17 protein-coding genes are annotated in these 12,290 nt (G+C 62.8%); 9 read left to right on the forward strand and 8 right to left on the reverse strand.

All coding sequences use genetic code 11. The annotated features are described in order from the left end of the window. The first annotated feature begins 5 nt into the window (after positions 1-5). Together JSO19_RS01705 and JSO19_RS01710 are read left to right on the forward strand one after the other, a co-directional pair. A complete protein-coding gene (locus JSO19_RS01705) occupies positions 6-725 on the forward strand; it encodes a tyrosine-protein phosphatase (protein WP_270909341.1) in 720 nt (239 codons plus the stop codon). 81 nt (positions 726-806) lie between these two features. Then, positions 807-1,967, forward strand: coding sequence for an acyl-CoA dehydrogenase family protein (locus tag JSO19_RS01710; RefSeq protein ID WP_270909343.1), 1,161 nt, complete (start codon positions 807-809; stop codon positions 1,965-1,967). 90 nt (positions 1,968-2,057) lie between these two features. Here JSO19_RS01710 and JSO19_RS01715 read toward each other — a convergent pair whose 3' ends face one another. Then, the gene (locus JSO19_RS01715) at positions 2,058-2,267 is read right to left on the reverse strand and encodes an anti-sigma factor family protein (protein WP_270909345.1); all 210 of its coding nucleotides are present in this window, start codon (positions 2,265-2,267) and stop codon (positions 2,058-2,060) included. A 71-nt stretch (positions 2,268-2,338) separates the two neighbouring features. Continuing rightward, positions 2,339-2,935 (reverse strand): sigma-70 family RNA polymerase sigma factor, encoded by a 597-nt coding sequence (locus tag JSO19_RS01720; protein ID WP_270909347.1) that lies wholly within the window; start codon positions 2,933-2,935, stop codon positions 2,339-2,341. A gap of 72 nt (positions 2,936-3,007) precedes the next feature. Between JSO19_RS01720 and aroA the strand changes: the two genes are divergently transcribed. The 3 genes from aroA to bcp are packed head-to-tail and all read left to right on the forward strand — an operon-like array spanning position 3,008 to position 5,942. Beyond that, positions 3,008-4,363 (forward strand): 3-phosphoshikimate 1-carboxyvinyltransferase, encoded by a 1,356-nt coding sequence (gene aroA / locus JSO19_RS01725; RefSeq protein WP_270909349.1) that lies wholly within the window; start codon positions 3,008-3,010, stop codon positions 4,361-4,363. Continuing rightward, positions 4,360-5,424 (forward strand): ribosome small subunit-dependent GTPase A, encoded by a 1,065-nt coding sequence (gene rsgA / locus JSO19_RS01730; protein ID WP_270912081.1) that lies wholly within the window; start codon positions 4,360-4,362, stop codon positions 5,422-5,424. The genes aroA and rsgA overlap by 4 nt, the downstream gene beginning before the upstream one ends. Before the next feature lie 32 nt (positions 5,425-5,456). Continuing rightward, positions 5,457-5,942 carry a thioredoxin-dependent thiol peroxidase gene (bcp, locus tag JSO19_RS01735; RefSeq protein WP_270909351.1) on the forward strand — a complete coding sequence of 162 codons (486 nt, stop codon included), beginning with the start codon at positions 5,457-5,459 and terminating at the stop codon, positions 5,940-5,942. Positions 5,943-6,015: 73 nt separating this feature from the next. Here bcp and JSO19_RS01740 read toward each other — a convergent pair whose 3' ends face one another. Then, on the reverse strand, positions 6,016-6,219 hold the full coding sequence (locus JSO19_RS01740) for a methionine aminopeptidase (protein ID WP_270909353.1): 204 nt from the start codon (positions 6,217-6,219) through the stop codon (positions 6,016-6,018). 56 nt (positions 6,220-6,275) lie between these two features. Next, complete coding sequence (locus JSO19_RS01745) at positions 6,276-7,034, reverse strand: class I SAM-dependent methyltransferase (RefSeq protein ID WP_270909355.1); 759 nt, start codon at positions 7,032-7,034, stop codon at positions 6,276-6,278. Between the two features lie 72 nt (positions 7,035-7,106). On the opposite strand from JSO19_RS01745, the gene JSO19_RS01750 reads away from it, so the two are divergent. Both JSO19_RS01750 and JSO19_RS01755 read left to right on the forward strand, forming a co-directional pair. Further along, complete coding sequence (locus tag JSO19_RS01750; RefSeq protein WP_270909356.1) at positions 7,107-7,286, forward strand: hypothetical protein; 180 nt, start codon at positions 7,107-7,109, stop codon at positions 7,284-7,286. Continuing rightward, positions 7,283-7,666 (forward strand): VOC family protein, encoded by a 384-nt coding sequence (locus JSO19_RS01755; RefSeq protein WP_270909358.1) that lies wholly within the window; start codon positions 7,283-7,285, stop codon positions 7,664-7,666. The genes JSO19_RS01750 and JSO19_RS01755 overlap by 4 nt, the downstream gene beginning before the upstream one ends. Before the next feature lie 43 nt (positions 7,667-7,709). On the opposite strand, the gene JSO19_RS01760 is transcribed toward JSO19_RS01755, so the two are convergent. After that, on the reverse strand, positions 7,710-8,201 hold the full coding sequence (locus JSO19_RS01760; RefSeq protein ID WP_270909360.1) for a hypothetical protein: 492 nt from the start codon (positions 8,199-8,201) through the stop codon (positions 7,710-7,712). A 115-nt stretch (positions 8,202-8,316) separates the two neighbouring features. On the opposite strand from JSO19_RS01760, the gene JSO19_RS01765 reads away from it, so the two are divergent. Then, entirely contained in the window at positions 8,317-8,565 is a 249-nt protein-coding gene (locus JSO19_RS01765) for a PLDc N-terminal domain-containing protein (RefSeq protein WP_270909362.1), read from the forward strand. 23 nt (positions 8,566-8,588) lie between these two features. Here JSO19_RS01765 and JSO19_RS01770 read toward each other — a convergent pair whose 3' ends face one another. Genes JSO19_RS01770 through JSO19_RS01780 form a run of 3 tightly spaced genes read right to left on the reverse strand, consistent with a single transcriptional unit; the run spans position 8,589 to position 10,577 of the window. After that, positions 8,589-9,299: a hypothetical protein gene (locus JSO19_RS01770; RefSeq protein ID WP_270909364.1), complete on the reverse strand. Its 711-nt coding sequence runs from the start codon at positions 9,297-9,299 to the stop codon at positions 8,589-8,591. Continuing rightward, complete coding sequence (locus tag JSO19_RS01775; protein ID WP_270909366.1) at positions 9,296-10,210, reverse strand: ATP-binding cassette domain-containing protein; 915 nt, start codon at positions 10,208-10,210, stop codon at positions 9,296-9,298. Before JSO19_RS01775 ends, JSO19_RS01770 begins: the two co-directional genes overlap by 4 nt. Continuing rightward, positions 10,194-10,577 (reverse strand): GntR family transcriptional regulator, encoded by a 384-nt coding sequence (locus tag JSO19_RS01780; RefSeq protein ID WP_270909368.1) that lies wholly within the window; start codon positions 10,575-10,577, stop codon positions 10,194-10,196. The genes JSO19_RS01775 and JSO19_RS01780 overlap by 17 nt, the downstream gene beginning before the upstream one ends. Positions 10,578-10,855: 278 nt before the next feature. Here JSO19_RS01780 and JSO19_RS01785 point away from each other — a divergent pair, with 278 nt between their 5' ends. After that, positions 10,856-12,232, forward strand: a complete 1,377-nt coding sequence (locus tag JSO19_RS01785; protein ID WP_270909369.1) for an NAD-dependent succinate-semialdehyde dehydrogenase — start codon at positions 10,856-10,858, stop codon at positions 12,230-12,232. Positions 12,233-12,290 lie beyond the last annotated feature (58 nt).

Raw genomic sequence — 12,290 nt, forward strand, 5'->3', positions numbered from 1 at the left:
GCACCATGCATAGCCGTCTGAAAACCGTTGAGGGAACCTATAACCTCCGAGACACGGGCGGGTACCGCACCCCCACCGGCTCGACCCGTTGGGGCACACTCTTTCGCTCAGACGGGCTGAACCGGCTCACCGAGGCCGGGCTCGCCGAATTTGAGGCGCTCGGCATCGGCCACGTGATTGACCTGCGCGATGACGAAGAGCGCGCTTCGCTTCCCGACCGCGTCCCTGCGGGAGTCATCGAGGTTGCTCACTCGATCTTTCCGAGCGCCAGGGCTCATGTGAGCGACAAGATGACCATCTTCGATCTCACCGACGGTATCTACCTCAACCACGCCGATACCCTCGTGCCAACGCTCGGCTTACTCGCCGATGCGCCCAGCCCCACCCTCGTGCACTGCACCGCGGGCAAAGACCGCACGGGTGCCGTCATTGCGCTCGCGCTCACCGCCGTTGGGGTTGACCGAGACGATGTCTTTCACGACTATGCCGCGACCGAAGAGAACCTGCGCGGCGAGTGGGTCGATTGGCACCTCTCGGCGCTTCGCCGTCTCGGGCTCGAGGTCACCGACGAGGTATACGGGCTCGTCGCGTCAAGCCCCGTCGACGCCATCGCCAGGGCCATGCAACGTATCGATGCCGAGTACGGCTCGGTCAACGACTACCTCGCACAGCATGGAGCTGATGACGCAATGCTCGCTCGCTTGAGCGCGCGTCTCGTGTCGTAACCCCACAATGTTCACCCGGCTTCAGTAACCCGAAGCTACACTGACCCTTACCTAGATACTTACTCGAAGGAGAGAAACCACATGGAACGACTCATCTTTGACGAAGACCACGAGGCCTTTCGCGACGTCGTAAAAGAATTTGTGAAGCGCTACGGCGATAACGCCGCACGCGAGCGCTGGGATGCCGCTGGCGAGATCGACCGAGATACCATGCGCGCAGCTGGCGAGGCGGGCATCATCGGGCTTTCGGTCCCAGAAGAGTTCGGTGGCGCGGGAATGCTGCAAGATTACCGTTTTCGCACGGTCGTCAACGAAGAGATCATTCGCGCTGGCCTCGGATCGCTCGCCGGCGCCTTCGGCATTCAGGACGATCTCGCGGTTCCATACATCGTGCACTTCGGCACCGAAGAGCAGAAGAAGAAGTGGCTGCCCGGCATGGCTTCAGGCGAGATCATTGGAGCGCTCGCGATGACTGAACCCGGCGCAGGCTCAGACCTGCGCGGCGTCACCACGACCGCGAAGAAGGTCGATGGCGGCTACGTACTCAACGGCGCCAAGACGTTTATCTCGAGCGGCAAGACCGCCGACGTCATCGTCACCTTCGTGAAGACCGGAGAGGGCAACCGCCCCGACGCGTTCAGCCTCGTGCTCGTCGAAGACGGCATGCAGGGCTTCGAGCACGGGAACAAGCTCAACAAACTCGGCTTCCACGGGCACGACACGGCAGAGCTTTCGTTTGCCGACGTGTTCATTCCCGAAGAGAACCTCATCGGCGGCGAAGAGGGCCACGGTTTCATTCAGCTCATGCGTAACCTGCCACTTGAGCGCCTCTCAATCGGTGTCGCCGCGGCTGCCGCTTCAGAGGCCGCATACGAGTGGACCGTCGATCACGCAAAGGCTCGCGAGAGCTTCGGTCAGCCCATCATCCGCTTCCAGAACACCTACTTCAAGCTCGCCGATATGGAGACGACGGTTGACGCGCTCTGGGCATACGTCGACCGCGCCATCGCGCTCTACGGCGAGGGCAAGCTCACCCCAGAAGAGGCCGCGAAGGTGAAGTTCTGGGCAACCGAACGCGAGTGGGAGGTGCTCGATCAGGGCGTTCAGCTCTTCGGCGGTTACGGCTACATGATGGAGTACCCGATCACCCGCGCCTTCGCCGACGCTCGCGTGCACCGCATCTACGGTGGCACGAACGAGATCATGCGCGAAATCGTGGGCCGCAAGATCATCAAGGGCTAGTCGCCTCACAACAGATGAGGGGTGGCGCTGCGGTCAAGCAGCGCCACCCCTCATCCATTTCGCTGGGCTTGCCGGGTGCAAGCCGGGCCGCTACGAGCCCTGGAGTTGCGCGAGAATCGCGTCGCGCAACTGCGCTGGCGCCTTCTCTTTGCAGCCACGCTGAATCGCCTCGGTGAGCGACTCGCATACCCGCTGCTCTGCCCTGCATTCTGGGCAGGTGCGCAAGTGGGCGCGGATCGGCGCCGATTCCTCGGCGCAGAGCTCGTCGCGCAGCAAGTCTTCAAGCTTCTCTCGAGTCATCTCGCAACCACAATCTTTGGTCGCGCAGGTGCACTCGACCCCGCGTGCTTCGCAATCACAGTTCTTCATGATCATGCTCCTTTTCCTGATGATGGTGCAGCATAGCCCTGCTCACGGGCGTATTCGCCAAGCAGTTCTCTCAGCTGCTTGCGCCCCCGCGAGAGTCGGCTCATGACCGTGCCGATCGGCGTGCCCATCATGTCTGCAATGTTTTGATACGAGAAACCCTCAACGTCGGCGAGATACACCACCATGCGGCGATCATCGTCAAGCTCGTTGAGTGCCTCAGTGACCGCGGTCGAGGGAAGCCGGTCAAGCGCTTCTGCCTCTGCCGACCTCGCGGCCATCGAGGTGGTCGACTCTGCCCCGCCGAGCTGCCAGTCTTCAAGCTCATCGACTGCCCCGAGATACGGCTCCCGCTGCTGCTTGCGGTAGCCGTTGATATAGGTGTTGGTCATGATGCGGTACAGCCATGCCTTCATGTTCGTGCCCGACTGGAAGCGCTCGAACGCGGCAAAGGCCTTCATAAAGGTCTCTTGCAAAAGATCTTGCGCTTCTTGAGGGTCACGCGTGAACTTCATGGCGGCACCGTACATCTGGTCAAGATATTCGATGGCCTCTTGCTCAAAGCGTTCTGCGAGCGGTGCGCTCGCCTGAGTGTTACCCATAACTGTTGATTCTACGGGCAGAGTTGTTTGAAGCACGATATCTCTCTTCTTTGCGGCTAGAATGTGCAACATATGCTTGAGGCAAAATATTCCCGTAACACTGACGATCGGCTTCCTGGCGAGAGTGCTGCCCCTGACGACGACGTCGCTGACTGGGCTGCCCCGACGCACACAACCCCAATCGCGAGCACCGTCAGTATTCCTGGTTCGAAGTCGCTCACGACGAGGGAGCTCGTGGTGAGTGCACTCGCCGATTCGCCGAGCCGCATTCGTGCCGCTCTCGACTCGCGTGACTCGCAGCTCATGACCGATGCGCTGAAGGCGCTCGGCACCAGCGTCTTGCGTGAGGGCGACGACCTCATTGTGACTCCAGCCGACGAGTTGCTCGGCTCAACCACCATTGCCTGCGGCCTCGCGGGCACCGTGATGCGCTTTGTCCCGGCCGTCGCTGGCCTCGCGCTCGGGCCAACGGCATTCGACGGCGACGTCTACGCGCGCGAGCGCCCCATGCGTTCCATTCTCGATGCCCTGCGGGCCCTCGGCGTTGACATCGCCGACGAGGGCCGCGGCGCCCTTCCCTTCACCGTTCACGGCACCGGCTCGGTGCGCGGCGGTCGCGTCGAGCTCGACGCGTCTGGCTCAAGCCAGTTCGTCTCTGGCCTCTTACTCTCGGCCGCACGCTTCGAGGAAGGCGTGCACGTCGTGCACACCGGCGCGAGCCTGCCGAGCCTGCCGCACATCGAGATGACACTTGACGTCTTGCGCGCACGTGGAGTAAAGGCCTCCTCACCCACACCAGGCCAGTGGATCGTCGAGCCCGGCCCCATCGCCGGCCGTGACCTCACGATTGAGCCAGACCTCTCGAACGCGGCTCCGTTCCTCGCAGCGGCGCTCGTCACTGGCGGCAGCGTCACGATTCCGCTCTGGCCCGCGAGCACCACTCAGGTGGGCGATCAGCTGCGCGAGATCCTCCCGCAATTCGGCGCCGAGGTCGCGTACGCCCCCACGGGCGACGGCGTTGGCGACCTCACGGTCACCGGCACTGGCCGCATCAAGCCTGTCACGCTACACCTGCCCGAGGCCGGCGAACTCGCGCCTAACCTCATCGGACTCGCAGCCCTCGCCGACGGCGTGAGCGAATTCACGGGCATCGGCCACATTCGCGGCCACGAGACCGACCGCATCTCGGCGCTCGCAACCGAGCTCACGAAGGTGGGCTGCGAGGTCGAAGAGCGTGAAGACGGGCTGCGCATCGTGCCCCCGACCGATCCGCAGCCAAGCGTGTGGCTCAGCTATGCCGACCACCGCATGGCAACGACCGGCGCGATCGTCGGCCTGCGGTTGCCCGGCATCGAGATCAACGACGTCGAGAGCACGTCAAAAACGATGCCAGAGTTCACCGAGATGTGGCAGGACATGCTGCGATGAGCTGGCTGCCGAGCGACGAAGACGAGCCCTACGCCGAGTACGCCGACCACGTCGTCAGGCAGCGCCCGAACCCCAAGGCAAACAAGCCTCGTACGAAGCGCCGGCCCCAGCACGAAGACGCCTCGACAGCGATGGTCATCGGGGTCGATCGCGGCCGCTACACGACGCGCCTCAGCGACGCGCAGGGGTCACGCACCGTTATCGCCGCCCGCGCACGCGAGCTGCGCAACACCGCGATCGTCACGGGTGACCGCGTCGAGCTCGTCGGCGACCGTACCGGTGACGAAGGCAGTCTCGCGCGCATCGTTCGCGTGACCGACCGCGAAACCCTGCTGCGACGCAGCGCCGACGACTCTGATCGGGTCGAGCGCGTCATCGTCGCAAACGCCGACCAGATGCTTATCGTCGTGGCCGCAGCAAACCCGGAGCCGCGCGTGCGCCTCGTCGACCGCTACCTCGTTGCCGCCTACGACGCGGGGCTCTCGCCCCTCATTTGCGTCACGAAAACCGACCTGACCGACCCCGCAGAGTTTCTCGCACACTTTCAGGCCCTCGAAGTGCCGGTCTTTCTCTCGAACACGGGCGCGTTTCCCATCGCTGAGCTCACCGAAGCGCTCACGGGGCACGAGACCGTCTTCGTAGGCCACTCGGGTGTCGGCAAATCAACGCTCATCAACGCGCTCGTGCCAGACGCCGACCGCGAGACAGGCCACGTCAACATCGTGACTGGCCGCGGTCGCCACACCTCGTCATCGACCGTCGCGTTGCCGCTCGTCGCCGACGACAGCGCTCACGCGTCAGACGACGCCCCACTCGGTTGGGTCATCGATACGCCAGGTGTCCGCTCATTTGGGCTGGGCCACGTGACTCCCGACAGCATTCTCAAAGGGTTCACCGACCTCGCCGCCATCATCGAACGGTGCCCTCGCGGGTGCGAGCATCTCGATACGTCACCCGACTGCGCCCTCGACCTAGCCCTCGAACACGGCGAGCTCGGCGAGGCAGGAGCCTCGCGCGTCGAGTCTCTGAGACGCCTGATCTCCGAGCGAGAAGACAGCTAGCCCAGTTGCACCAGCCTCGCTAGACTTGCTGCATGACTGAAGAACGCACCCTCCTCACGCAAGGCGACACCGCACCGTCATTCACCCTCCTAAACCAGTCAGGGGCCGAGGTCTCACTCGACTCATTTCGCGGCAAGGGTCTCATCATCTTCTTCTACCCGGCAGCGATGACTCCCGGGTGCACGAAAGAAGCCTGCGACTTCCGCGACTCGATCGAGTCGCTGCGCACCGCGGGCTACGAAATCGTGGGCATCTCACCCGACAAGCCAGAGAAGCTCGCGAAGTTCGCCGAGCGCGACGGCCTCACCTACGACCTGCTGAGCGACACCGACAAGAGCATTCTCGCCGCGTACGGGGCCTTTGGCGACAAGAGCCTCTACGGCAAGATCACGCGCGGAGTGATCCGCTCGACCATCATTCTTGACGCCGACGGCACCGTCGAACACGCGCTCTACAACGTGAAGGCAACGGGGCACGTTGGCCGAATTCGTAAGCTACTCGGCCTCGACCCGAAGTAACCACCACGCCGCTCACCCGCTTTCGTCAGCGCAGCTCACACGCCGCGCTGACGAAAGCGGAACGTGTTAAGCCCTAGTCTTCCCTGGCTTCTTCTTCAGCCCACTTTCGGGCGCGCTCTTCAAGAATCTCGGTTGCCCGTTGCGCCTCCTCGCGCGTCTCAAACGGGCCAAGCCGGTCGATCGAGAGTGACTGCTTGCCTACCTCGACCTCACCGGTTTTAACGTTGAACCAGTAGCGCTCTTCGGGATCTTCAATACCCCAGTCTCGTTGCGACATTGCCGCCTCCTCGTTCGTTGCGTGCGTGTATTGTGAGCGTACCGCGAGCCCGCCCGCTACGCTACCGTTGCCACGAGCGTCGTCACGCTCGTTGCTTCAGTCGGCTGAGCCCCGAATGCATAGTCAGCGTGCACCGTCACGGTTTCAGCGCCGAGCTTCTCAAGCAGGAGCCGCATTTCTTCAACACCCCAGAACCGCAGGGTGAAACGTTGCAGTTCTTGCTGCTCGAGTACCGGGCCGTTCCACCGTTCGTATCGCAGCTGCTGCGTCAGTCGCTGCGCACTAAAATCACGTTCTTCGATGCTGCTCACGAGCGTCAGCGTATGGGCGCCATCTTGCCAGCTGCGCGCAGGCCCAGCAGGTTCTGCGAGGCCAGCGAGCGAGTCGAGATCGAGCACGAGCCTGCCACCGGGGGCAAGCTGCGAGAGCATCTTACGAAGCGCCTCTCTGGTCTCGTCGAAGGTTGCAATGAGCTGAATGGAACCCGCTGGAACAACAATCGCTTCGTACTGCTCAGGCCACGCCTGCTCTCCGAAGGCAGCCACCGCGAGCCTCGCCCGAACACCCGCCCTTGCGGCTTCTCGCTCGCAGATCGCGAGCATGTGTTCTGACGGGTCGGTGCCGCTCACCATAAAACCACGTTGCAGCATCGGGATGAGAAACCGGCCGCTTCCCACCGCTGGCTCAAGGATCGGGCCCGTGCAGCCGTCAAGCAGCTCTGCATAAAACTCAATGTCGCCAAATGAGTGGCCCGTCGGTTTATCGAGTTCATAAACCCGTGCGGCCAGGGATTCATAGACATTCGCTGTACTCATCACGCTTCAGTCTATGGCAGAACACGCGCAAAACCCTCGCCGTCTGAGCAATCACACCACTACACTTTTACCATGGAAGACTACGTCTCAACGGGTGTGTTCTGGTTCACCCTCGCACTCATCAACGCAGGGCTCGCCGAGAGCAAAAACCGTTCACGTTTGAACTGGTTTCTCATCAGCCTCCTGCTCGGGCCCGTCGCGACGCTCATGATCGTGGTCACCGAAAAGCCCGTGGGTCGAGTGATGCGATGAGCTTCGCACACCACAGCATCAACTACCTCGAGTTGACCGTGACCGACCTGGCAGCAGCAAAAGCCTTCTACGGCGAGGCCTTCGGCTGGCAATTCGTCGATTACGGGCCCGGCTACTCGGGCATTCTCGCCGTGGCCGATCAGCAAACATCGTCGGGTGAATCGTACGAGGTCGGCGGGCTTGCCGAGGCTGAAGACCCGCCACAGTCAGGCGGCCCCTTCGTCATTCTGTTCTCACACGACCTCGAGGCAAGCCAGCGAGCAGTCGAAACCGCGGGCGGCACGATCACCGTCGCCCCGTATGCGTTTCCGGGTGGCAAGCGGTTTCACTTCGCCGACCCGAGTGGCAACGAGCTTGGTGTGTGGGCACTGCCCGAATAGGAGCGTTCCAGGCCTCGTTCGGTTCACCACCCATCGTGCCCGCTCACGCTTTGCGCGCGATCACTGGGTATGGCGTGAGCGGCGCGAGCTGAGGCCGATGCGGCCGGCGAGCCGCGAGTGCGCGCTCACGGGCGTGAATGGCCGCGTCGATCCGCTGCGCGTCTTCTCGCTCTTCGCGCGCACGCGGGAGCCGCCATGCGGTATTCGGGGCAGGAATCGCAGGCTCTTTCTCCCAGCCGCCCTCAGCACCGGCGGCTCTGGCCGTCCAACGGCTGAGGCTCGCCCACGACTCTCGCCCGCCCTGCACCCCCTGCCCCGCGCGTGACTGCCAATGGCCGACGCTGAGCCCTACAGTGCGCACCGCCGCGGCAACCTCAAGAAGCGAGACAGAGGCGCCCCACACTCGCGCCGAAAGCACCTCGCCTGCCGAGTCGTGCACCGTTGCCACGGTGCTTGCGCCCTCGTGAATCACGATGAGCATGGTTGCTCGCTGATCGCTGAGCTGAAGTTCTGGGTTCCACATGCTGCTCATCATGCACCCAACCACCGACACACAAACCATCTGCGCCGTCACGCCGTGGCATCGAAAAGCCACGATGCACAGTGCTAGGGTGTGTGCGTATGAGACATTGTCGTCAAGGAGGCACTTCGTGAACCCCGTGTCAGGCTCCCATTTGCTCGCTGGCTACCCGCTCACGGTTGCGGCCGTTGCCCTCATTATGTTCGCGCTCTTTGTCGCGGCGGTCACCACACTCATGCGCACCCAGTCAGAGCACTCGGTCAGCGAGATTTGTCTGTGGCTGCTCGTCATTTTCTTCGTGCCGGTCGTCGGCCCACTCGCCTTCTTGAGTGTCGCCGTCAAGCGCCACCATAGCGACCGAAGGCAGGGCATCGCTTAGCGACCCCTGCCCCGATCATCGGGCTAGCGCACCGAGGTACGCCTCATGCAGGCCCAGGTACCAATGAGCGCGAGCGCCGCGATGCCGAGCGTCATGAGCGCAAGTTTCAGCCCGGTCATCCAGGCAACGATGTCGGCGAAGTACGGCACCGCAATGAGCACGCCTACCGCGAGCAACAGGCCGAGCGCGAGTCCAAGCACGAGTGGACCTTTCGCCCCGAAGCGCACCCAGATTGCTCCAAAAACGCTGCCAATGGTGAGGCATAAGAACACGCCGATAAACGACGTCGCGATCAGCGTCCAGAGGTTCCCCGAACCGAGCACGGCCACATCAAAAACGTACAGGTCGAAGAACCAGTGCCCGGTGACGAGCTCAAGCAGCAGGAGCACCGCGAGCACGGCAGTGATAAATGCGGCGTGAATGAGACTCGCGAGCGCAGTGCCAGCGACGTACGCGCGACGGGTGGTGCCGAGCGCGAGCGCAAACGGGAAGGTCGTTGCGACGGCCTGCACACCGTAATAAATGAGAAAGCCGGGAAGCGACCACATGATGCCAGCGTTATTTCGCGCCCCGGCCGCGTACTCGGGGTTGCTGGGGTCGAGCCCCGCCCGCTGGAGAGCGAGCGCGATGATGAGCGAGACGACCCACACGATAACAATGATGCCGAGCGGGGTCGCAAGGGCGGTGCCGGGCTTATTGAAATGCAGCCTCGTGACGGTGATGACCCGGTTCATGATGCGTTCCCTTCGGTGTGTGCCCCGTTACCGTTCTCGTAGGCTTCGGCAAGGCCGTATGCGGCAACGAGTTCTTGCAATGAGACGGCGGTAAGGTCGAGGCCGGCCTCGACCGCGAGTTCACGCTCCTCGCGTGACAGCGTTCCCTCAACGATCGCGGTTGCGAGGCCGCCGACGGTACGCCGCGAGATGACCTTTCGCCCCTCGAGAAACGGGGTAAGGGCCGTTACTCTGCCCGCAACGCCATAGACGCTGCCCCTCAGGCTCTCAACGTCGGCGTCTTGCACCACCCTGCCCCGGTCGAGCACGATGACTCGCTCAAGCAGCCGATCCATCTCGTCGATGAGGTGCGTCGAGAGCACGATCGTGCGCGGATGCTCCTGGTAATCGCGCAGGAGCACGTCGTAGAAAATCGACCGTGCGGTCGCGTCGAGCCCGAGGTACGGCTCATCGAAAAAGGTGATCGGCGCCCGCGAAGCAAGCCCAATGACGATACCAACCGCCGAGAGCTGACCCCGCGAGAGCTTGCGTATCTGGGTTTTTGCGGGAATGCGAAAGAGCCCAATGAGTTCATCGGCCAGTTCCTGCGACCAGTTGGGCGCAAAGAGCTTCGCCGCTCTGACGGCGTGGCCGAGCTTGTAGTCATCCGGGTAGCGTTGGTTGTCTCGAATAAAGCACATCTCTGAGAGAATCGGTGCCCGTTCGAAGGGCTCCTGACCCTGCACGAGCAGCTCGCCAGAGGTTGCGAGGTCCTGAGCCGTAATGAGCGCCATCAGCGTAGTCTTGCCTGCGCCATTGCGCCCGAGCAGGCCCGTGATGGTGTTGGTCTGGAACGAAACGGTGACGTCATCGAGTGCGACGGTGTCGCGATAACGCCGGGTGAGATTGCGGGTTTCAATCGCGTTCGTCATGATCTGCCTCCTGAGCAGCCTGGTCTTCAATGAGTGAGTGAAGGTGCTGCGCCGAAATACCGAGCGCCGCAGCCTCACGCAGGAGTGGCTTCACATACTGGTCGATGAAAGCACCCTGCCTGGTCTCGCCGATGCGCTCTTTCGCACCGGGAAGAACGAACATTCCGAGCCCGCGTCGCTTCTCGAGCACGCCGCGATCAACAAGCTCGTTGAGCCCCTTGCCCGCGGTCGCCGGGTTGATTCGGTGAAAGGCGGCGAGTTCATTCGTCGAGGGCACCTGGTCTCCCTCTTCGTACACTCCACGCAAAATCGCATCGGCCAAAGCGTCAGCGAGCTGCAGAAAGATCGGCCTTGTTTCGTCAAACACGGCACCCTCCCATCTGTTCAATGGTTCATTACTTCACTAATGAACCTATGCGGTTAACGCCCCTGGTGTCAAGCTCGAAATGCCAACACACTCGCGGATCATCGCCGCCTCCCCTCCCGCTCACGCTCCGAGGGGCAGCCGGCAAAGCCTTCACCGAGTGTTCTCGTGCGCGCTAAGCCTCGCCCGAGTAGGCTCGTATACATAGGGCTAACCCCTCGTTATCGCCAGCCCGTTTCATATCAGCTGGCGCGAACAGTGCAGCAACTAAAGGAGATTCAATGTCGAACTATCGCGTTCAAAACCCCGCCACCGGCGAAGTCATCGAGTCGTTTGCGACCGCGACTGACGCCGAGATCGAGCAGAAGCTCGCCGCAGCCGATGCGGTTTATCGTGAGTGGCGTGAACGCAGCGTGCAGGAGCGCGCGGCAGTCGTGAAGCGCGTCGCCGAGCTCTTCGAGGAGCGCAAGCAAGAACTCGCCGAGATCATCGCGCTGGAGATGGGCAAGTCGCTGCCCGAATCAATCGACGAGGTCGAGTTCGCACGCGACATTATCGAGTACTACGCGGTCTACGGCCCCGGGCTCATCACCGATGCCGAGATTCCCAGCACGATTCCGGGCAAGGCCGTCATGGAATACCGCCCCATCGGAGCGCTCGTGGGCGTCATGCCGTGGAACTTCCCTTACTACCAGGTGGCCCGTTTTGCGGCACCGAACCTCGTGCTCGGCAACACGATTTTGCTCAAGCACGCCGACATTTGCGCTCGTTCTTCGCTCGCGGTACAGGCGATCATGGAAGAGGCCGGAGTGCCCGTCGGCGGTTACCAGAACGTCTTCGCCTCACACGATCAAATCGCGACGATGATCGCCGATCCGCGTGTGCAGGGCGTTTCGCTCACCGGTTCAGAGCGGGCCGGTGCGATCATCGGCGAGCAGGCGGGGCGCAACCTCAAGAAGTGCGTACTCGAGCTTGGCGGCATCGACCCCATGGTCGTGCTTGACGCCGATGACGTTGCAGCGGTTGCCCGCGACGCGTGGGAATTCCGCGTCTACAACGGCGGCCAGGTGTGCAACTCAAACAAGCGCATGATCGTCATGGACGACATCTACGACGAGTTCGTTGCCGAGCTCACGAAACTCGCGACAGGCCTCACCCCCGGCGACCAACTGAACCTCGCCGAGGGCGAGTTCGCTCCCCTCTCGTCTCGCGCCGCCGCTGAGACGGTCAACGAGCAGGTGCAGCGCGCCGTGGCAGCGGGCGCCACCCTCGTCACAGGAGGCGTGCTTTCTGAAGGCCCCGCCGCCTACTTCTCCCCCGCTGTGCTCACCGATGTGCCCCGCGACTCGGCCTCGTATCGCGAAGAGATCTTCGGCCCCGTCGCGACCGTGTACCGCGTCTCGAGCGACGAAGAAGCTCTCGCGCTCGCGAACGATTGCGACCTGGGCCTTGGAGGCTCGGTCTTCTCGACTGACGAGGCACGCGCTGCCCGTGTCGCCTCACAGCTCGAGGTTGGCATGGCTCACGTCAACATCATCGCCGCAGAGGCCGCAGAGATCCCCTTCGGTGGCGTCAAGCGCTCGGGTTACGGCCGCGAGATGGGCCCCGTCGGCATCGGCGAGTTCGCGAACAAGCGCCTCTTCTTCGTCGCGAAGTAGCGCGCCTTCTTTTGGCGGCCAGCCGTGCGTTCCTTCGCGCGGCTGGCCGTTGGCGCGC

The sequence above is a fragment of the Leucobacter sp. UCMA 4100 genome, assembly GCF_027853335.1.
Lineage (GTDB): Bacteria > Actinomycetota > Actinomycetes > Actinomycetales > Microbacteriaceae > Leucobacter_A.